The sequence below is a fragment of the Ruegeria sp. CDSB114 genome, from assembly GCF_059611025.1.
This window is the reverse complement of record NZ_JBXWOT010000001.1, coordinates 969,286-987,605: the sequence shown is the minus strand read 5'-3', so window position 1 is coordinate 987,605 and position 18,320 is coordinate 969,286. Positions and strand designations below refer to the sequence as shown.

Below are 18,320 nucleotides of genomic sequence, written 5' to 3'. Positions count from 1 at the left end.
ACCATGGCAGAAGACCTTTCAAAAGAGCAGCTCAAGCCTGATCACCCCGATCGTAAGACGGGGTATGAACGGATTCTGACAGACCCTGCGCCCCCTTGGTTTGTCGAGCTGTATCCAGGTGGGGACGGGACCGGGTTTCTGCAAAAGCTGAACAGACACTCGGTTTTGTTTCACCAAAGGTCTGCGTCCCGGCTTGTGGTCAGCTTTGACAACATTGCCAATGCCAACGACCTGTCTTTTTCCCGCGAACCCTGGGGCTGGAAGTTCTTCCGTGACGAAGGCTGGTCCCATATGGGGATATTTGCGCGGACCAAAGCCTGGTACCGCGATCCCGAGATCATCTCGTATTTTCAGACCCAAGCGGATCAGGGTTTTTTTGCACAGTTTGATCAGGTTGTGTTTGCAGGCGCTTCGATGGGCGGGTTTGGGGCGCTGACATTCTCGGCCCTTGTTCCCGGTGCCAATGTCATCGCTTTCAATCCGCAGACAACGCTGGATGAACGGCTGGTCCCGTGGGAGACCCGGTATCGGTTCGGGCAGGTGCAAGACTGGGATCTTCCCTTTAGCGATGCCGCACAAACCGTTGAGAATGTGGGGAAAGCCTACGTTTTCTATGATCCCTTTTTTGATCTTGATCGCCAACAGGTGACACGATTGAAAGGCGATAATGTCGTGCTGCTGAAGACATGGTTTTCAAACCATTTCGCGGCCCCGATGCTGCGCAAATTGGATATACTGAAGCCGGTTATGCTCGAGGCGATGGACGGCACACTGGAACCCCAGGCCTATTACCGGATGATGCGGGCACGGCGGCGACTGCCTTTGTATATGCGCGGGATCGAGGCGATTGGCGGCGAACGTCACCCACAGCTTGTTGCGCAAGCAAGGCAGAGGTTCCGACGGCTGCGGCGCGCAGCCTTGGCCGAAGCAGCCTCATGAAGCCCGAAAAGGGAGTCTTTATCGGACAGCGCAAAGACAGGATGGGTGCCCGGTTGCTGATGATGCTGACCTGCATCCGGTTGGCCGAGGATTTTGACACCAACTATCGGGTCAACTGGTTTCCCAAAGGTGCGGATGCGCCAGAGCTGGACCAGCCGCAAGAATTGTTCTCACAAGAGTGGATGGATGAGCATTTCCTGAGCACCGAATCCTTTGATGCTCTAGGCGAGGATGCCTTGCCGATATGGTCGTTTCAGGGCGATGCGACACCGGATCGGCTGATATCCCATCTGAATTCCGGCCGCTCTGTTGTCGTCGAGGAAGGCTTTGAGGTTCTGGCCTTTCAATGGGAAGATATCGAGCAGATCCGTCCCCGGTACCGAGAGTTCATCCATCGGATCGGGTTCACGGATGAAATCCGGACGATCATGGAAAAGGCAGATGTCAAACTAAGTGGCAAGGGGGTGTCGGCCTATCACATTCGCCGTGGCGACATCCTGAATGGCCTGCCGTGGAAGCATACGACCTGGCCGGCAAAGATCGAACCGGAAGAACTGTATGCGGCGCATCTTGGAAAAAACGCAGGGTGTGCCGCGATCATGTTTTCAGATCAGCCCGAGCTTGTGGCCCGATTCCAAGTGCAGTTTCCGCACCTTATGCAAATGTCAGATATCGCGGATCTTTCCAGTCTGACCCGTGCACAACGAGACTTTCTGGAGCTCTATACCATGTCGCGCGCGGATCAGTTGATAGCGCCGTACGTTTCCGCCTTTTCCATGGCAGCGGCGCGAATTTCAGGGCAGCAGGGAAAAGTTTTTCGCGATGTTTTGAACGAAGATGAAGTCAAACGCGCCAACGAACAAGTGATCGCACGCCTGCACCGCGGTCCAGAAGAATTTCTGAATCTCTCAGAAGCCGCTCATATCTATGCCAAGGCTTCGTTTTATCTTCATGGTTTGGGCGCGGGAGATCGGGCCGAAGAGGCATTGGAACTGGTGCAGCCGTTGATGGATGCAGGTTCGGATAATGCATTCCTTCCACTTCTTCAGGCGTTGAATTACTTTTATCTGAATCGTTGGGCCGAAGCGTTAGAGATGACTGAAGCAGCCTTCGAAAACCCGCATATCTGGCCCGAAGATTTTGCTGTCGTAACTGCACTTCAAGCCGCGATATTTGGAGGGCAGAAGAAACGCTGGAAGGCTGCGCAGGTGTTCAGCAGGGCGTTTTGGACAAAACCAATGCGCCCGGATGTCATCATATTTGGCTCTCGCCTTTTGTATCGTGAACAGATTGCGCAGCGCGCAATGCCGCCAATGGATTGGGTGATGCAGAAGGCTGTTCGGAGGCCTTGGTTCAACTACAATGCGCACGTTGCGCAGAGGAAGGTACTGGGTCGCCCGCCCTGTAATTTCGACCTGATCCTATTGGATTGGGCTAGTCTGTCCGTAGATCAAAGGGCGCGCCGTCTAACCTCCAACCGATCCCGCTTGCAGACTTTGGCTGACGGGCTAGAAAGCTCAACTCAGTTGCCCGAGGATGTTCGCATTTCCCGCGAAGACCCGCGCTTTGAAGGGGTGCAATCTTTGCTGCGTTTGCATTTGGGAGATACATCTTTGGCGCAGTCTTTGGATATTGCGCGGAAAGTGGCCAAGCGCCTTCCGGATAACCCGTTATACTTAAAGCGACTGGCCGAACTGTATGAGAAAGATGGAGATTTTGCAAACGGAAGGCTGGCCATGGCAGATGCGTTGGCCTGTGATCCGGGCAACCCATTTCTGGTCTTTGCGATGGGGCAATACCTTGAAAGGAACGGGGCCGAAGAACAGGGGCAAAACCAAATTATTCAGGCTGCGGAACTGGATGACAATACAGCGGCGATTCAAGGCGAGGCCGGCAGGATATATCTGCAACGAGGTGAAAAGCAGAATGCGCGCGTTCATCTTTCCAAGGCCCACGCGCTGTGCCCAACCCTTAAACGATATTCCAATCAGCTGAAACGTGCAGGTGGAAAATTGACGGATTTCTCTTGGTGACCGGCTTGAATACCGGTAGTTTGCGGTCAAAATCTTAAACAAATCTCCGATACCACCGGGGCAATGAAAACAAGCAGGGCAGTCAGGTATGGCCGAACAGGATCCTCGATATATCAGCGTTACCCCTATGAAGAACGAAGGACCATTCGTTCTTGAATGGATCGCCCATAATCGTGCCATTGGTGTGGACCAGATTGTGGTCATGACCAATGACTGTACCGATGGTACAGATGCCTTGCTGCAGCGATTGCATGACCTTGGCATTGTCACGCATGTCGACAACAACTCGAGACGTCAGACCAGCCCGCAAAAACGCGCCTATAACGCCTTTCTGAAAATGGAAGTGGCCCGTCCACAGGATTGGGTGATCGTTATCGACGCGGATGAACATATTAACGTCAGAACCGGCGACCATACATTGCGTGCGCTGACGGGTGCCATGCCGGATGCAAAAACGATTTCAATGACTTGGCGTCTATTCGGAAACGCCGGAATTGTTCGGTACGAGGACCGTTTCCTGTCGGATCAGTTTCGCCAAGCTGCACCTGAGCGTATTTTTCGACCGCCGCAAGCTTGGGGCTTTAAGACCATGTTCCAACGCGGCGTATGGGATGCGCTCGGTGTCCATCGACCGAAAAGGCCGACCGTTGAAACGATGGAAGAATGCCATTGGTACAACGGATCCGGGCAACCGATGCCCGAAAGGTATTTTACTGCCAGTTGGCGATCGGCGCGGGACTCCGTTGGGTACGAGCATGTTCAGATCAATCACTATGCTCTGAAATCCTGTGAAAGCTATCTGGTCAAGAAAATGCGTGGTCGGGCCCATCATCTGGGGGAAAGCCTTGGGATGGAATATTGGAACATGATGAACCAAAACGCCGAAACTGAGACCTCGATCGACACAATCCTCGATCGGAAACGGGCTTTGTATTACGAAATGCTGTCAGACGCTGAGACGGCCCGCCTGCACCATATGACCTGCGATCTGCATCGCCAACAGGTTGCCCAGTTGCGCGAACAACCCGAGATGCAAGACCTCATGCGTCAGATGACCGCCGGGTTCTCAGCCAAGGCCGAGACCTGAGGTCGCTTGGCGAATAGGAACGTTTCATGCTCTGGCTACACATAGGAATGCCCAAGACTGGGTCGACCGCGTTACAGGGGTTTGTTCGCAAAAACGGTCAAGTGATGGCTGGGGCCGGATTACACTATATGGAAACGGGCCGCAGGCGAACCGAGGGGCAGGGGCGTCTGGCCAGCAGTCATAACCTGATTGCCTTCCACATGAACCAAACCGATCAGCCGGTCACCGCCCTGCGCGAAGCGATGGCACGGGAATATGCTGAGCATGAGGATAAGGCATGCTTGGTATCGTCTGAGATGTTGTATTCAGTCGATCTGCACAAACTGGCCGAGATTTTCGCCGAGATCCCCGCGCGTGAGATGAGGATTGCTTTCTACTGCCGTAGATATTCTGACTTTTTCGAAGCCGATTATAAACAAAGGGCAAAGAACGGCAGGCTTGCCGGGGGCGGCTCTGAATATATTCGTACCCAGCTGGACGAGATACGTGCGCATCCTGAGCGTTTCAGCTTTGCCAGTGCTGCGGCTCGGATAAGGTCAGCTTTTCCGGGCGTCTCGTTGGTGCCTATGCTGTATGAGCGCTCTGAAATGGCCAATGGCAACATTGTCGATGATTTTCTGGATCGCATCGGCGTCCAACTGCCCTTGGGCAGCAAGACCGAAACATCGTCCAATCCTTCGCATTCAAGAGCCGCGTGTGAGGCGTTTGGTGTGGTCACTAGGGCTATGGGACGCAAGAAAAGTCGCCAGTTGCGACGTCGGTCTGTCGATGATCCCGTGATGATGCGTAAGAATGATGTGCTTGAACCGGAAGAACGCACCTGGCTGGACTCGTTTATGGCAAATGAAGATGTGAGTTTTCATCAAGAGTTCTTTCCCGACCGGACGCAGCTTTTTGCCCCTGTCAGGTTGAGCATGCATGATCAGTCGTTTCGCCGGGACACAGCCGCGGAATATCAGGCGCTGCGCCAGGCATCCGAGATCGTGTTTCGCATGGCGCTAGAGGGTTAGACCTCATTCGACGGTAATTTCCTGGCGCTGCCGGCCAGTGGTTTTGTCAAAGATCAGGATGCGATTGTCATCAGTCACAACCGCAAACCAGTTGTTTCCAATGGTGACCGCCTGTGCTTTTGCGCCATCGGGCAACTCAACCTGATCGGGCAGGGTAGGGGTCCGGTCCGATAGCCGGATGACAATCAGTGCGAATGTCACTAGAACCCCGCCAATCATCACCGCGGTCAGCAGCATGACCATTCTCCGCAGCAGGCGAAGCTGCGGCGTTTCCTGCGGTTCTTGGGGTTCGGAAGGGACAGTCATGGGCACTCGCCAGATTGAGTTTCAAATCGCGGCCGATCCGCCGCCCCGCCTTGATAAGGCGCTTTCCCGCGATGTGCCAGCGGGGGAAAGCCTGTCGCGGACCCGATTGGGGAAGTTAATCGAAGAGGGGGCCGTGATGATCAACGGAACCGCCACCCGCGACCCCAAGGCCAAGGTGGCCGAAGGCGCAGTGGTGGCGATCACTGTGGCCGAGGCCGAAGACAGCCATATCGGCCCCGAAGACATCCCGCTGGAGGTCGTGTTCGAGGATGCCGACCTGATCGTGATCAATAAACCGGCGGGTATGGTTGTGCATCCTGCGCCGGGTTCTCCGAACGGGACATTGGTTAATGCGTTGTTGCATCACTGCGGTGATGACCTGTCCGGTGTGGGCGGGGTCAAACGCCCCGGCATTGTGCACCGTATCGACAAGGAAACCAGCGGGTTGCTGGTGGTGGCCAAATCCGACGCGGCCCATCACGGGCTTGCCGCGCAGTTCGAGGCGCATAGTGTCGAACGCTATTATCGCGCCATTTGTTACGGTGTCCCGGATGCCAATGATCCCCGGTTGCGCGGTGTCAAAGGTGTCAGTTTTGAACCCGGAAATATCATGCGGGTCACGACTCAGCTGGCCCGTCACAAAACAGACCGGCAACGTCAGGCCGTGCTGTTTCACGGTGGTCGCCACGCTGTCACGCGCGCCCGCCTGGTCGAAACGTTTGGGGCGCCGCAGGGGCTGGCTCTGATCGAATGCTGGCTGGAAACGGGCCGCACACATCAGATTCGGGTTCACATGACCCATGCCGGTCATGGTCTGGTCGGTGATCCGGTTTATGGTGGCAAGCGGAAACTCGCAGCCAAAGCCTTTAGCGCGGCTGCCGCAGAGGCCGTACGAGACTTTCCTCGTCAGGCGCTTCATGCTGCGGTTTTGGGTTTTGAGCACCCGATATCGGGTGAAAACCTTCGCTTCGAGGCTGTGTTGCCGGATGATATGGAAAATCTGATTGAACAGCTGCGCACACCGCTGACATAATAAGCAAAGTTACGTGAATAACGTTTTCTTAGGTTTCCTTTATCAAACGTTAATTTCAAACTGTTAACGGTACCTCTTGAACGGATCGGGACGACCTCCCATATCCATGTTAACGACTTAAACATTTGTCGGAGGGACAAGAAACATGGCCAATTACGCAAATCTCCCCGCGCCGACGCCGGAAGGCGGGCTGAACCGCTATATGCAGGAAATTCGGAAGTTTCCCCTGCTGGAGCCAGAAGAAGAATACATGCTGGCCAAAAGCTGGGTTGAGAAGCAAGATACTGAAGCTGCACATAAAATGGTGACCTCCCACCTACGGTTGGCGGCCAAGATCGCTATGGGTTATCGCGGTTATGGGCTTCCACAGGCCGAAGTGATCTCCGAGGCCAATGTCGGTCTTATGCAGGCCGTGAAACGGTTTGACCCGGAAAAAGGGTTCCGGCTGGCGACCTATGCCATGTGGTGGATTCGCGCCTCGATTCAGGAATACATTCTGCGGTCATGGTCTTTGGTCAAACTGGGTACAACCTCGGCGCAGAAAAAGCTGTTTTTCAACTTGCGCAAAGCTAAGGCACGCATCGGTGCGCTGGAAGAAGGCGACCTGCGTCCGGAAAACGTGGCCCGGATCGCAAATGACCTTGGTGTGACCGAAGCAGAAGTGATCAGCATGAACCGCCGGATGTCCGGTGGCGACGCCTCTCTGAATGCGACCGTCGGGTCCGAGGGTGAAGGCACCATGCAATGGCAGGACTGGCTTGAGGACGAGGATGCCGATCAGGCGGGCGACTATGAGGCCCGCGATGAGCTCGACGCCCGCCGCGAGCTGTTGGCGGCTGCTCTTGAAGTTTTGAATGACCGGGAAAAAGACATTCTGACCCAACGCCGCCTGATGGATCAGGCCGTCACACTGGAAGAGCTGAGTACGCAGTACAATGTCAGTCGCGAACGCATTCGCCAGATTGAAGTCCGCGCTTTTGAGAAACTTCAGAAGAAGATGCGAGAGCTTGCCCGAGAAAAGGGGATGCTGGCCACAGCCTGACCTCTTCGTTAATTGAACGGGCCCGGTGCGACATTGGTCGTGCCGGGTTTTCTATTTGTGTTAGCGCTAATGACACTCGGACTGAGGGCGATTACAACAGACCGGATCAAAGCCATAGGGGGTGTCAATGATGCAGAATCCGGTGAATTGGGGCGTATTGGGAGCTGCGAAATTCGCGCGGCAATATATGGCCCCTGCAATCCACGCAGCTGAGGGTGCGCGTCTGGCAGGCCTTGCGACGTCCGATCCCGCCAAAGCCGAACCGTTTCAGGCCGTTTGCCCGGATTTGACGGTTTATGACAGTTATGATGCGTTGCTGAACGACCCACAGATTGAGGCCGTTTACATCCCGCTGCCCAACCATTTGCATGTCGAATGGAGCCTTAAGGCACTGGACGCCGGTAAACATGTGCTGTGTGAAAAGCCGATGGCTATGACCGTGTCCGAATTTGCCCCATTGATCAACAAACGGGATGAGACCGGATTGTTGGCGGCCGAGGCTTATATGATCGTCCAACACCCTCAATGGAAGTTTGTACGCAAGCTGATCGCCGACAAGGCGATCGGGAAATTGGCCCATGTGACGGGTGCGTTCAGCTTTGACAGCCGGGCAGATACGGCAAACATTCGCAACCGGGCTGAGACCGGCGGAGGTGGGCTGCGTGATATTGGCGTCTATGTGATTGGCAGCGCGCGCTTTGTCACCGGGCAGGAGCCGATTCAGGTCGAATCCGCCATCCGGTGGGAGGATGGGGTCGACGCTTTTACCGAGATTCGCGCTCAGTTCCCGGATTTCACCTATTCCAGCTATGTCTCGATCCGAATGCATCCGCATCAAGAGATGGTGTTTCATGGCGACCGCGGCATGATCCGGCTGACTGCGCCGTTCAATCCGCGTGTGTTCGGAGAGGCGCGTGTCGAATTGCACCGCCCCGGCCTGGAAATACAGGTCACACGTTTCCCCGCAGACGATCACTATAAGCTGCAGGTCGAAGCTTTTTGTCGGTCGGTCCGTGAGGGTGCCGAATATCCGTGCCCGCTGGAGTTTTCACGCGGCACGCAGGAAGTGATTGACCGTGTGCTGGAGAATGCAATGGCGCTGCCATGACTTGCCACGCTTCTTGAACCGCTGCAAAATCGGCTAACACCTTTACAGGAGGCATCCCGATGGCAGGTGGCTGGGCGCGCGACGGAGCAGTAAGCGAACAGATCGAGGCATCCATTTCGGATGAGCTGGCCCGAATGCAGGCCCAGAAACGGCCCGTAGGCGAAAGCCTGACCCATTGTGCCGAATGCGAAGAACCAATCCCCGAAAAGCGCCGCACAGCACTGCCTGGCGTGAAACTGTGCCTCGAGTGCCAGCAAGAACGTGACGGGGCGCACAAAAAGCGCGGCGGTATCAACCGGCGCGGGTCGAAGGACAGTCAGTTGAGGTGAGCTTATTTAGTCTGCTTTGAGCCCGAGGCGGACCTTAAGCGCTACGTTGCGGCCGGTTCTTCTGCTTCAATTCATAGAGCGTCGCCAAAATGCTTCAGTGCTGCACTTGCGACCTGATCGCCCCATTCCTGTACGAAATGCCCAGCCTCTTCTAAAACCAATGGCTCAGGGCAACCTCTGATGACTTTGTGCAGCTTGCTCATCACAGGTACGCCCAAAACTGGGTCTTTCGCTCCGATTGCCATGAAGCTCTCCCCAGCCCATTCTGTTTGCCAAAATTTTTGGGCGCGCTTTGCTGTTTCAATACCGGCCATACCCGGCTCAATCATCACCATTTGGGGGAACCGGCGGACACCAGCTTTGTACCGTTGATCTGGGAACGGGGCTTCAAACGCAAGCGCCTCGGCCTCACTCAAGTGTGGACAAGCCCGCTGCATCAACGCGCCGCAATCTAGGTTCGGTCGGCTGGCCACATAGTCTTTCCAGCTTAAGAAACCGTCCCCAAGGCTCTCTCCGGTCGGCAGTGCCGTATTCATAACGATTAAACGGGAAAACCGATCCTGAAGATCCATTGGCAGGGTCAATCCCAGAATGCCGCCCCAGTCTTGTACCACCAGCGTGGTGTTTTTCAGGTCCAGTTTTACTACAAGGGCGATCATCCTATCGCGATGAAAATCGAAGCTGTACAACGCGTCACTGGCGGGTTTGTCGGATCTACCGAACCCCAACCAGTCCGGCACGACGACACGCGCACCAGATTGCGTAAATACTGGTATCATCCGTCGATAAAGATAGGCCCAAGTTGGCTGACCCGGCAAACACAGGAATGTTCGCGGTGCGTTACCCGGGCCTTGATCCACGTAGTGCACGCGAAGACCTTCGTAGCCTTCGAGGTCTTCGACGTAGTTTGGGTCGGAATTGTAGCCGGGCAGAGCGTGAAACCTCTCATCCGGTGTTCTCAGGACATCCATGATTGATCATTCTCACAATTGCATTCGGGTAATCATGCAAGTCGAGATGCAGTGTCGCAACCCACCCAAAGTGGATTTCTGGTTTGTCCGTGACCTGTGAATTCGAGGTTTCAGACTTGCTTCGGCCTTCCGGAATGGCTGCATTCTCCTCTGCCATGACGCGAGAGAAATTCGGCAGTGCAGCGGATCGGCGCGCTGCGAGCGCGCAGCATGAAAATCAGATTCACAGTATGGGCTCAGAGCCGCCGAATGCCCGTGCAGCAGAGCCCTAGGTGTTGACCGAACGGAACCGCCATCTTTAAATCGGACTAGCCTTTGATCTTGCGTTGTCTCGATCAATGCGCGGTCGTTCGCAATTCAGGAGCCAAGGTTCGCGCTGCAGGCGGTGAAACTGAGGCCTGAGCCCAAACTGGCTCTGCTGATGGCATGAATGCCGTCAGGAGGAGGCATCCATGCCATCAACAAAGCCGTCTAGACCCGAAACCAGCCTCGATGAAAATTCAGGGTAAGGTAATCCTGACTAGTACGAGTCTAAAACCTGCCCTTAACGTGAATCAACTAAAGGACGCACAGCTTTAAGGTGTGCGAGCTAGGCAATGTCAAAGCTTCAAACTGTAATTCTGGGTTTCACATCATCACTCCTGTGGGCGTGCAGCGGGTTTGCTGCTCTGTCGGAAGGTGCCCCTGATGATGTTTGGGAATACTGCCGTGCAGACGATAGCTGTACGATTGAATATGATCACCTATCCACTCAGTCAGACGAGCCATACATGTTCCTCGGATATGTTATGGACTCTGAACAAGCTCGATGGGGCCAGTTTCGAAAGGCAATTCATGCATATCCGGATGTTCAGAGTTGCCTAGTAGAAGAAGAGCAAAATAGGGAAAAGCCTAATCTACTCAAGTTTGATTGGGGCGTGGTCGGTACGGGGCGCGGGGCCGCTGTTTGTGTGTTTCGGGTGGCCCAAAGCTTAGGTGATCAAGAGAAAACATCAAATTGGCTGAGGTATCATGGCTTCGAAGTTATAGGTCCATATCGTACTCGAAGCGAAGACTTCGTATCTTACCGAAGGAATGAACCAGTTGAGAAGATCACTGGATATTGGACTGTAGAGCAATATCGGGACCAATCACCCTCCATAATTAGTACTCTGACTGGATTTGAAACAGTTGTTCGGTACGAGGTTATACTAAGCTTTTCTGAAGAAAAAGAATTAGTTGGAGCGTCAGTTCTAGCTTCCACCAAATGAAATAAAAGGTGCATTCAATGGCAATACTTCAGTTGGCCGTCAACTACATCGAATCGACTGGGCCAGGTGGGTTTCACTGGGGTCATTTACAACTCGTTCATGGAACTCAAGAAATTGAAGTTCAAGCACCTTACACTCTCGCGGAATGGGCTGAAGGAGAGAATATAACATTCGCTTTTCCTGAGGACCGTATTCATCTTGAGCAAGACAATACGACAGGGACTGATGAACGGGGTGATAAATATGAAATTGTTGAAATCGATGTGGGTGATCGCGACCCAGATGAAGTTTGGAAACTATTGTTGTCGATCCATCAGAAGTTTGTACTCGACAATCCGGATTTCCTCTACGGTCTCGGTCAAAACAGCAACTCGTATGCCAATACCTTGCTTTGGATGGTTGGCATAGATGTCAACGATCATCTCGCGGATGCAACCCCAAATGATGTAACAGGACCTGACGCGGTAGGCGTCACCCTAGCGCTACTAATTGATATCTTCGGCCCTAATTTAGCTCCATCATTGCTGACCGATCCCAACTTTTGGAGCAAAATTCCAGGTGTTGGTCGAAACGTATTGACGGATGGTTATGGCGTTACCGGTCAAGAACTAGTTTACTCTATTACCGACCTCCAAGGTACTGAAAGTGATGATTTTCTTCGTACTGGAGATGGAGACGACAGCTTTTCGGCTGGAAACGGAGATGATCAGTATTTTGCCGGAGATGGAGACGATGTGCTCATCGGTGGCCGCGGCGACGATGTCCTAGATGGTGGAGATGATTTTGATATTGCGGAATATGCGCAGGTTCACGATCTCTCAGTTGATGACAGAGTTCTCGGCATCGTGGCGACAATGGGTGCTGCAAAATCAGGTGTCGTTGTTGACGGCCTTGGGGGCATTGACAGTCTCAATTCTATCGAGTTCGTTTCTGGCACAAAGTTTGATGACGTCTTCAAGTTTCAGGGAACACTTGTTTCACTGTCGCCATCCGATCCACTTCAGTTTGATGGGAACGATGGATCAAGTGAGACTGTGGGAGATACTATTGATCTTTCTGCTACTGAAGGAACTGGTGTCAAAATTTCGCTAGGAACAGATGAGGACTTTGGTTATGTGACCGGCGCTTCTGGTGGTGCCACGCATTCGACAAATGCTCAGATAGTTTTTGACAATATCGAGAATGCTATCGGTTCAGATTTCAACGACACCATCAAAGGCAATGACCAGAATAATATTCTCAAAGGCGGGGCTGGTGCTGACGAACTTCGTGGCGAAGGTGGGAATGACATCCTTTACTTCGACGCCGAAGATACTGTGGTTGACGGCGGCGAAGGGCGCGATACCGCCATCGTTGAGGGAACTGACGGTGTCACTCTGAACCTCGAGAGTTCCAGTATCGAAGTTGCCATTGGTGGCGTTGGTGTCGACGAGTTTACCGCCAACGCCAATGACGTTTCATTTTTGGCTGGTGGTGATCTTGACGATGCATTCAACATAGACATCGGGTCTACTGGTACCGCTATTGTCTGGGGCGGCGAAGGTGCTGACAAGATTCAACTGACCTCAGAAAGCCCAAGTGACCAAGCAGGGATCTTGGTCGTTGATGTAACCAACCTTACCGAAGACAATTTCCAAACTATGACGCTTGATGATTTCGGTCTCGGGCCAGGTTTCAACTGGGACGAAATTGACGTTGTCCTCCTGAATCCGGACAGCACTGATACCGTCGCTGTTGATGGTCGCGTGATTGATGTGGATACGCACACTGAAGACGTTTATGCTTTCGCGCCTTCAACCGGCGCGGAGCTTGTATGGACCTATTCCTTCCAAGCCGACGTAGGAAGCTCGCAGTCGCCCTCGCCTGGAGGCGTCGAGGATATGATTGTCGACTTTTTGGGAATTCAGGGTCAGGCAACGGCTTCGGTGCAAACAAACGCAATCCGTGTTAGCGACGTAACCCTGCAAGTCTTCATAGATGAAAACGGGGACGAGTACTTAGACGGTGAAGTCTACAATTTCGAGGATTGGGTAAACAAAAGTACTCGTGATTTCGCGTCCGGATTAAAATCATCCGGAGATCCAGACATTAACGATTACTATTTTCTATCATGGATCGTATATGCGGCGGCCGGTGTGTCCTCCACCGACTTCTTTGACGTTTATCTACAAGATGGTGCCGGAGTTGCGAAATTCGACGATTACACGTCTTTCCTTCATGAGGTTGGAACGATTTCCAACGCGGCAGATTTGGGTACTTGGTTTGTGCACGGCGGGAGTTTTGACGGAAATTCCGTTTCATCGAATGGCTCAATTACCATTACGCTGGATGACCCACAAACACCCTCTGGCCCGGAGAACATTGGAGATCAAACGGAAATCAACGTCGAGCCTGGAAGCGGCAACAAGTACTTCACAGGGTTTCAGCCCACATCAAGTGTGATTACAATCTCGGGCGCTGCATTAAATCCCAGTTTACCTCCAGCAGGCGTTTCGATTGCGCAGCAAAACAGCGACGTCGTCGTCACTTATGGCAATGATGAATCAATAACGTTGCTCAACGTTTCTCTTGTTGAATGGCAAGCCGCAGCGGCGGCACAAATACTCGGAACTGATGCAGACGAAACCCTCACCGGAACCAATGAGGCAGAGGTTCTTGCGGGTGGGGCTGGCAACGATGTGATTGATGGCGGGGGTGGAAATGATAAGCTTATTGGCGGTTCGGGGAACGACGTACTTAAGGCTGGATATGGCGACGACACGATCATTTACAATTCGGGTGATGACGTCATTCATGGCCACCATTCGAACCGGGGTCAGGACACGCTTGATCTGAGCAAGTATTTATCTGATCAGGTCAGCTTCTCCAGCAGCGGTGACTCTGTACTCATCGAGACTCCTGACGGAACGATCACCCTGACGTATCAGCACTATCATGACATCGGTGCGGACGGGACGAATATTGAAACCATCATGTTCTCCGATGGCACACTGGATGAAATCGGCATCCGAGATCGCGCACTGTCAGATCGATCGACAGATGGTGACGACACGATTGTTGGAACCAAATATGGCGAGACGATTGTCGACGGAGCGGGTAACGATACGTTCTACGCGAGCCATGGCGATGACACGATTGTCTATCACTCGGGCGATGACCGGATCACCAACCGAAATGATGGTTTCGATACGCTGGATTTAAGCAAGTACCTAACGGATGAGGTTCGGTTTGCCTCTGATGGCAGCAGTCTGGTCATCACGACGCCGGATGGCACGATCAAAGTCGACAGTCAGTTCTCACGCGAATTGGGAAGTGTGCACCTCAACATCGACAAGGTGGTGTTCTCTGACAGCGAGCTGGACGAAGCCACCATTCTGAACAAGGCAATGACAGACCAGTCGACCGACGGTGACGATATTGTCAAAGGGACCAACCAAGATGACGTGTTCCAGGATGGAGCGGGGAACGATACGTTCTACGCCAGTCATGGTAACGACACGATCATCTATCACTCGGGCGATGACCGGATCACCAACCGAAATGAGGGCTTTGATACGCTGGATTTAAGCAAGTACCTAACGGATGAGGTTCGGTTTGCCTCTGATGGCAGCAATCTGGTCATCACGACGCCGGATGGCACGATCAAAGTCGACAGTCAGTTCTCACGCGAATTGGGAAGTGTGCACCTCAACATCGACAAGGTGGTGTTCTCTGACAGCGAGCTGGACGAGGCTGCCATTCTGAACAAGGCGATGGCCGATCAGTCGACCGACGGTGACGATGTCGTCACAGGGACCCGTTTCGACGATGTTCTAACCGATGGTGCCGGTAACGATACATTCCACTTGAGCTACGGTGATGACACGATCATTTATCACTCTGGTGATGACTTGATCACAGGCCAGCAGAATAGGGGAAATGACACACTTGATCTTTCCAAATACAGCGCGGATCAGGTGACAATTTCCAAGGATAGCCGGTACACGCTGATAGACACTCCGGACGGTAAGATTAAGCTGGACTATCAGAACTACTATGACATTGGGCAAATAAAGACAAACATTGAGAACATTCTGTTCTCAGATGGTTCTCTTGACCAACTGGGCATCCGTTATCGTGCGATTAATGACACCGCGAGCAGCGGCGATGACGTGCTTGTCGGGACAAATTTCGCTGACACGCTTGTTGGCGGACTTGGTGATGACACATTGACCGGCGGTCTCGGACAAGATGAATTTGTGTTCAAAACAGGCGAAGGCGATGACCGGGTTACTGATTTCGAGGACGGACTGGACATTTTGCGTTTGGAGGGCTCAGGGTTGACTTATGCGGATCTCGCGATCACTGACAATACAGACGGTGCGGTTATTGATCTAGCGGGTCTGGGTGCAATCACCTTGGCGGGTATGAGTTCCACGCTGATCTCGGAAGCCGATTTTCAGTTCGTTTGAGTTAAAAACATGACCAGCCCTCAACAATATGCGGGCTGCTCTAGGACTAAAGGAAAACCAACTTCACAAAACCTGACAGTCAAATTTGCGCTGCAGGCGTCAGCGATGTCCGCTCCTCGATAGTCGGCTCTGGTTGCGGTGAAAGAGTGATTTGTATTTCGCGCCCGGACTGGTTTTCAATGGCCGGTTTGGCGACATCGGCTGCAACGCAGCGATGACTGTGCCGCACCTGCGAGCGGATGCTGCGTCAACAAACATCTGGAAGGGCAACGGCGGCTAAGTCCCGCCCAGCGTAAGTTCAGTCAGCCTTTGATTTTGCGCTCGTAGCGAACGGCAGGTTCGACGGGCCGCGCCGCAGCATGGAGACTATGGGGTGAAGGTCCGCAACGGGCCGGTACGTGCGCCTGTAAGATGGACCTACCAATTTCGCTAACTAAGCCCCATCGTCGCAGCGATTGGTGCAGGGCAACCAGTTTGAACACGACTTCGATAAGCTCGGACAGACAGACCATTCTCAAGCGCAATGACTTCCCATTCGTCATCGGGTTCTGGTGCAATTTCCTGTACTTCTTCAGTTGCCGCTCTTTCATCGTTCCATTCTCGTTGCAGCCGTCGTCCAAAGGTTTGAAATGCGATCCCATTCTCTTAAGTAATAGACCATGCTGGTATGCTATTCCTAATGCAGCCACACCCTAGGCGGTCCCAAACGGCGTATACAACAAAGGTTTATCGTTCTTTGAGTGGCGAGAGATTAGTTGAGCCTGCTGCTTCCCCCGAGGGATCAGCCGTGCCGGATCGGGGCTGTGATCGTGATCGGCCATTTCCGGGAATATCTTGAATATCTCACACCGCGCGGCGGTACTGAGCGATTTCAATGCCTCAGGCCCGGTGTACAGGCTCTCAGTCGGCGCGCCCTCGGCATAGATAACTTCGTGTCTGTCAAACAAAAGGTGGAAATACTCCACCGACTGAACCTCGTGATCAACGTAGATACCCGGCAGTGAAGTCAGTTTGATCGCGGGAATAAGAACTTCGGGTGTTCCGAACATGCGCTGTGCGATTTTTGATTGAACCAGCATTCGGTGCTGTCTAGATACCAGCAGATCGCGGTTTGGCATTCCCTGCCCAAGAGCGCCTGCCAAGATACGCACAGGGCGTAGTTTGGGGTCGCTATCGAGATGATCAGTCGTGAATGCCCGCCGCCCGGTCCAACGTACAGGCTGCGCCCCGTTACCAACCGTTCTAATCAGATCTCCAGACCGAACGTTCTGGATCTTACAAAGGCCCTGATCTGTAGCAATCAGTGTGTCATAGGTAAAACACGGGAATCCAGTGGCGGTTTCGAATGCCGAATAGGGCACTCGACCCCCCGATGACGGGAGCGAAATGGTTCCGCTGGTCAGAGGATAAGTGAACCCGGCCTGAACGATAAAAGTACCCAAAAAGTTATCATCAACAATGGTACCTTCGGGCAGGATCAAAGTGTCATTGCCGCCGCCGCCTGCTACGACTCCGTTGATCGTAGTGCTGCGTACGTCAGCGTGTCGTCACCGCCCCCCAGCTGAATAGATTGGACGGTCGAGCCACTTACTTCGACCGTATCATCATCTGCACCGCTGGCAATGCGGCCGCCGATGACACTGTTGGAGACGATGATGGTATCGTTTCCAGCATTGCCCACCACATTGCCAGTATTGCCCTGGCCAGTATTCGCGATGGTGCTATTGGTTATTACAATCTGGTCATCGCCAGCCCGGCCACGAACATTGTCGATCGGTGACCCAACTGGATTACCGTTTAGCGTGCCGCTATCGTTTGTGACCTCAATATCGTCACTACCTGTTGTTCCATTCAACCTTGGCATGAAACCCAATACTCTTGAGTACAGCTACCTTTACCGGTTTGAGCGCTCTAACTTTGACCGACGTTGTCGGATCGGAAGCGGTCGCTGAGTTTGGACGCACTCGACGAAAGAAGAACCCAAATAAGTCAACTGCCGCTAAGGCGATTGCGCATCTTGATCAATTCACTGGGTGCTTCAGCATCCATAGCAGCGTCACCAACAGTTCCGTGATGAATTCTAATGAATGTAGTTTCATTGCCGCCTCCGCCAAAGTTGTTAGTCGGTTCACCCCCAACTTCTCTTATGTCATATTCAGCGTCAGTTGAATCGTACAAGCTGCCCGCTGTCCCCACTCCAATGCTTGAGTACTGTGTCGGCTTGCTAGATGATTCATCGTAGCTGATGTCGCTTTGCATATTGAAGTTGTGCCTATTTGAGCGTTGCGTTGTTCCCGTTGCGCTTTTCGCAATATCGAAATCTAAAGCGGTTTTATCCCGCGAGGAAATCACCATTCTTGGGAAGTGTTCACCTTCGTAGCTCAACGCAGACGCTTCAACACTCGCACTCGATGTCGTAGGTGCAACGATGAGCCTCAAGTCTTCGACCTTTGTTGGCAGTGAGACGGAAGGATTGAGTCTAACTATCAGCTTTTCGGCGCAACCATGCGCTATGCCGGTGGCCTCAGGGCAACCCATCCGACTCGAACCAATTGCAACTATAAAAAGCGCGCAAAACGAAAAAGACACATAGCTCAAAAAGCCTCGATAACCGCAACGAGTAGGTGCCCGGTTACCCTTTTTTCGCTCCATGTTGGTATCAATTAAGTGCAGCAATTCACCAGTTCTCTCTGCTCTACCTTGCTAGTAGCCAAATCCCCAAAACTCGAGGCCATCAGCTTTGGGTTCATGACCGCAGAAT

At 53.1% G+C, this 18,320-nt stretch carries 14 protein-coding genes; 10 read left to right on the top strand and 4 right to left on the bottom strand.

All coding sequences use genetic code 11. From position 1 onward, the window contains the following. Positions 1 to 3 precede the first annotated feature (3 nt). The 4 genes from AC2FIP_RS04815 (at position 4) to AC2FIP_RS04800 (ending at position 5,069) form a co-directional block, all read left to right on the top strand. Entirely contained in the window at positions 4 to 939 is a 936-nt protein-coding gene (locus AC2FIP_RS04815) for a hypothetical protein (RefSeq protein WP_271946477.1), read from the top strand. After that, positions 936 to 2,972, top strand: a complete 2,037-nt coding sequence (locus AC2FIP_RS04810) for a hypothetical protein (protein ID WP_496785364.1) — start codon at positions 936 to 938, stop codon at positions 2,970 to 2,972. Before AC2FIP_RS04815 ends, AC2FIP_RS04810 begins: the two co-directional genes overlap by 4 nt. Before the next feature lie 88 nt (positions 2,973 to 3,060). Continuing rightward, positions 3,061 to 4,059 carry a glycosyltransferase family 2 protein gene (locus tag AC2FIP_RS04805; protein WP_496690732.1) on the top strand — a complete coding sequence of 333 codons (999 nt, stop codon included), beginning with the start codon at positions 3,061 to 3,063 and terminating at the stop codon, positions 4,057 to 4,059. A 26-nt stretch (positions 4,060 to 4,085) separates the two neighbouring features. Continuing rightward, positions 4,086 to 5,069: a hypothetical protein gene (locus AC2FIP_RS04800; protein WP_496785362.1), complete on the top strand. Its 984-nt coding sequence runs from the start codon at positions 4,086 to 4,088 to the stop codon at positions 5,067 to 5,069. A 3-nt stretch (positions 5,070 to 5,072) separates the two neighbouring features. Here AC2FIP_RS04800 and AC2FIP_RS04795 read toward each other — a convergent pair whose 3' ends face one another. After that, positions 5,073 to 5,375, bottom strand: a complete 303-nt coding sequence (locus tag AC2FIP_RS04795) for a DUF6476 family protein (protein ID WP_142634436.1) — start codon at positions 5,373 to 5,375, stop codon at positions 5,073 to 5,075. On the opposite strand from AC2FIP_RS04795, the gene AC2FIP_RS04790 reads away from it, so the two are divergent. The 4 genes from AC2FIP_RS04790 (at position 5,374) to AC2FIP_RS04775 (ending at position 8,887) form a co-directional block, all read left to right on the top strand. Continuing rightward, positions 5,374 to 6,408 (top strand): RluA family pseudouridine synthase, encoded by a 1,035-nt coding sequence (locus AC2FIP_RS04790; protein ID WP_496785361.1) that lies wholly within the window; start codon positions 5,374 to 5,376, stop codon positions 6,406 to 6,408. The two genes, AC2FIP_RS04795 and AC2FIP_RS04790, sit on opposite strands and share 2 nt — an antisense overlap. 145 nt (positions 6,409 to 6,553) lie before the next feature. Continuing rightward, positions 6,554 to 7,450: an RNA polymerase sigma factor RpoH gene (gene rpoH / locus AC2FIP_RS04785; RefSeq protein ID WP_142634432.1), complete on the top strand. Its 897-nt coding sequence runs from the start codon at positions 6,554 to 6,556 to the stop codon at positions 7,448 to 7,450. A 130-nt stretch (positions 7,451 to 7,580) separates the two neighbouring features. Next, positions 7,581 to 8,558: a Gfo/Idh/MocA family protein gene (locus tag AC2FIP_RS04780; RefSeq protein WP_496785797.1), complete on the top strand. Its 978-nt coding sequence runs from the start codon at positions 7,581 to 7,583 to the stop codon at positions 8,556 to 8,558. 59 nt (positions 8,559 to 8,617) lie between these two features. Beyond that, the gene (locus AC2FIP_RS04775; RefSeq protein WP_496785360.1) at positions 8,618 to 8,887 is read left to right on the top strand and encodes a DksA/TraR family C4-type zinc finger protein; all 270 of its coding nucleotides are present in this window, start codon (positions 8,618 to 8,620) and stop codon (positions 8,885 to 8,887) included. A gap of 71 nt (positions 8,888 to 8,958) precedes the next feature. On the opposite strand, the gene AC2FIP_RS04770 is transcribed toward AC2FIP_RS04775, so the two are convergent. Continuing rightward, positions 8,959 to 9,858 (bottom strand): haloalkane dehalogenase, encoded by a 900-nt coding sequence (locus AC2FIP_RS04770; protein WP_496785359.1) that lies wholly within the window; start codon positions 9,856 to 9,858, stop codon positions 8,959 to 8,961. Between the two features lie 1,267 nt (positions 9,859 to 11,125). On the opposite strand from AC2FIP_RS04770, the gene AC2FIP_RS04765 reads away from it, so the two are divergent. After that, positions 11,126 to 15,559 carry a calcium-binding protein gene (locus tag AC2FIP_RS04765; RefSeq protein WP_496785357.1) on the top strand — a complete coding sequence of 1,478 codons (4,434 nt, stop codon included), beginning with the start codon at positions 11,126 to 11,128 and terminating at the stop codon, positions 15,557 to 15,559. Between the two features lie 692 nt (positions 15,560 to 16,251). Here the strand turns inward: AC2FIP_RS04765 and AC2FIP_RS04760 are convergent. Then, positions 16,252 to 16,920 carry a Hint domain-containing protein gene (locus AC2FIP_RS04760; RefSeq protein WP_496785356.1) on the bottom strand — a complete coding sequence of 223 codons (669 nt, stop codon included), beginning with the start codon at positions 16,918 to 16,920 and terminating at the stop codon, positions 16,252 to 16,254. Between the two features lie 209 nt (positions 16,921 to 17,129). Between AC2FIP_RS04760 and AC2FIP_RS04755 the strand changes: the two genes are divergently transcribed. After that, positions 17,130 to 17,339 (top strand): hypothetical protein, encoded by a 210-nt coding sequence (locus tag AC2FIP_RS04755; protein ID WP_496785355.1) that lies wholly within the window; start codon positions 17,130 to 17,132, stop codon positions 17,337 to 17,339. A gap of 209 nt (positions 17,340 to 17,548) precedes the next feature. Here AC2FIP_RS04755 and AC2FIP_RS04750 read toward each other — a convergent pair whose 3' ends face one another. After that, positions 17,549 to 18,211, bottom strand: coding sequence for a hypothetical protein (locus AC2FIP_RS04750; RefSeq protein ID WP_496785354.1), 663 nt, complete (start codon positions 18,209 to 18,211; stop codon positions 17,549 to 17,551). Positions 18,212 to 18,320: the final 109 nt, after the last annotated feature.

Coding starts and splice junctions, on each gene's coding strand:
- AC2FIP_RS04770 (WP_496785359.1), bottom strand. CDS start 9,858: ATGGATGTCCTGAGAACACCGGATGAGAGGTTTCACGCTCTGCCCGGC.
- AC2FIP_RS04805 (WP_496690732.1), top strand. CDS start 3,061: ATGGCCGAACAGGATCCTCGATATATCAGCGTTACCCCTATGAAGAAC.
- AC2FIP_RS04800 (WP_496785362.1), top strand. CDS start 4,086: ATGCTCTGGCTACACATAGGAATGCCCAAGACTGGGTCGACCGCGTTA.
- AC2FIP_RS04790 (WP_496785361.1), top strand. CDS start 5,374: ATGGGCACTCGCCAGATTGAGTTTCAAATCGCGGCCGATCCGCCGCCC.
- AC2FIP_RS04750 (WP_496785354.1), bottom strand. CDS start 18,211: ATGGAGCGAAAAAAGGGTAACCGGGCACCTACTCGTTGCGGTTATCGA.
- rpoH (WP_142634432.1), top strand. CDS start 6,554: ATGGCCAATTACGCAAATCTCCCCGCGCCGACGCCGGAAGGCGGGCTG.
- AC2FIP_RS04815 (WP_271946477.1), top strand. CDS start 4: ATGGCAGAAGACCTTTCAAAAGAGCAGCTCAAGCCTGATCACCCCGAT.
- AC2FIP_RS04765 (WP_496785357.1), top strand. CDS start 11,126: ATGGCAATACTTCAGTTGGCCGTCAACTACATCGAATCGACTGGGCCA.
- AC2FIP_RS04795 (WP_142634436.1), bottom strand. CDS start 5,375: ATGACTGTCCCTTCCGAACCCCAAGAACCGCAGGAAACGCCGCAGCTT.
- AC2FIP_RS04780 (WP_496785797.1), top strand. CDS start 7,581: ATGCAGAATCCGGTGAATTGGGGCGTATTGGGAGCTGCGAAATTCGCG.
- AC2FIP_RS04775 (WP_496785360.1), top strand. CDS start 8,618: ATGGCAGGTGGCTGGGCGCGCGACGGAGCAGTAAGCGAACAGATCGAG.
- AC2FIP_RS04810 (WP_496785364.1), top strand. CDS start 936: ATGAAGCCCGAAAAGGGAGTCTTTATCGGACAGCGCAAAGACAGGATG.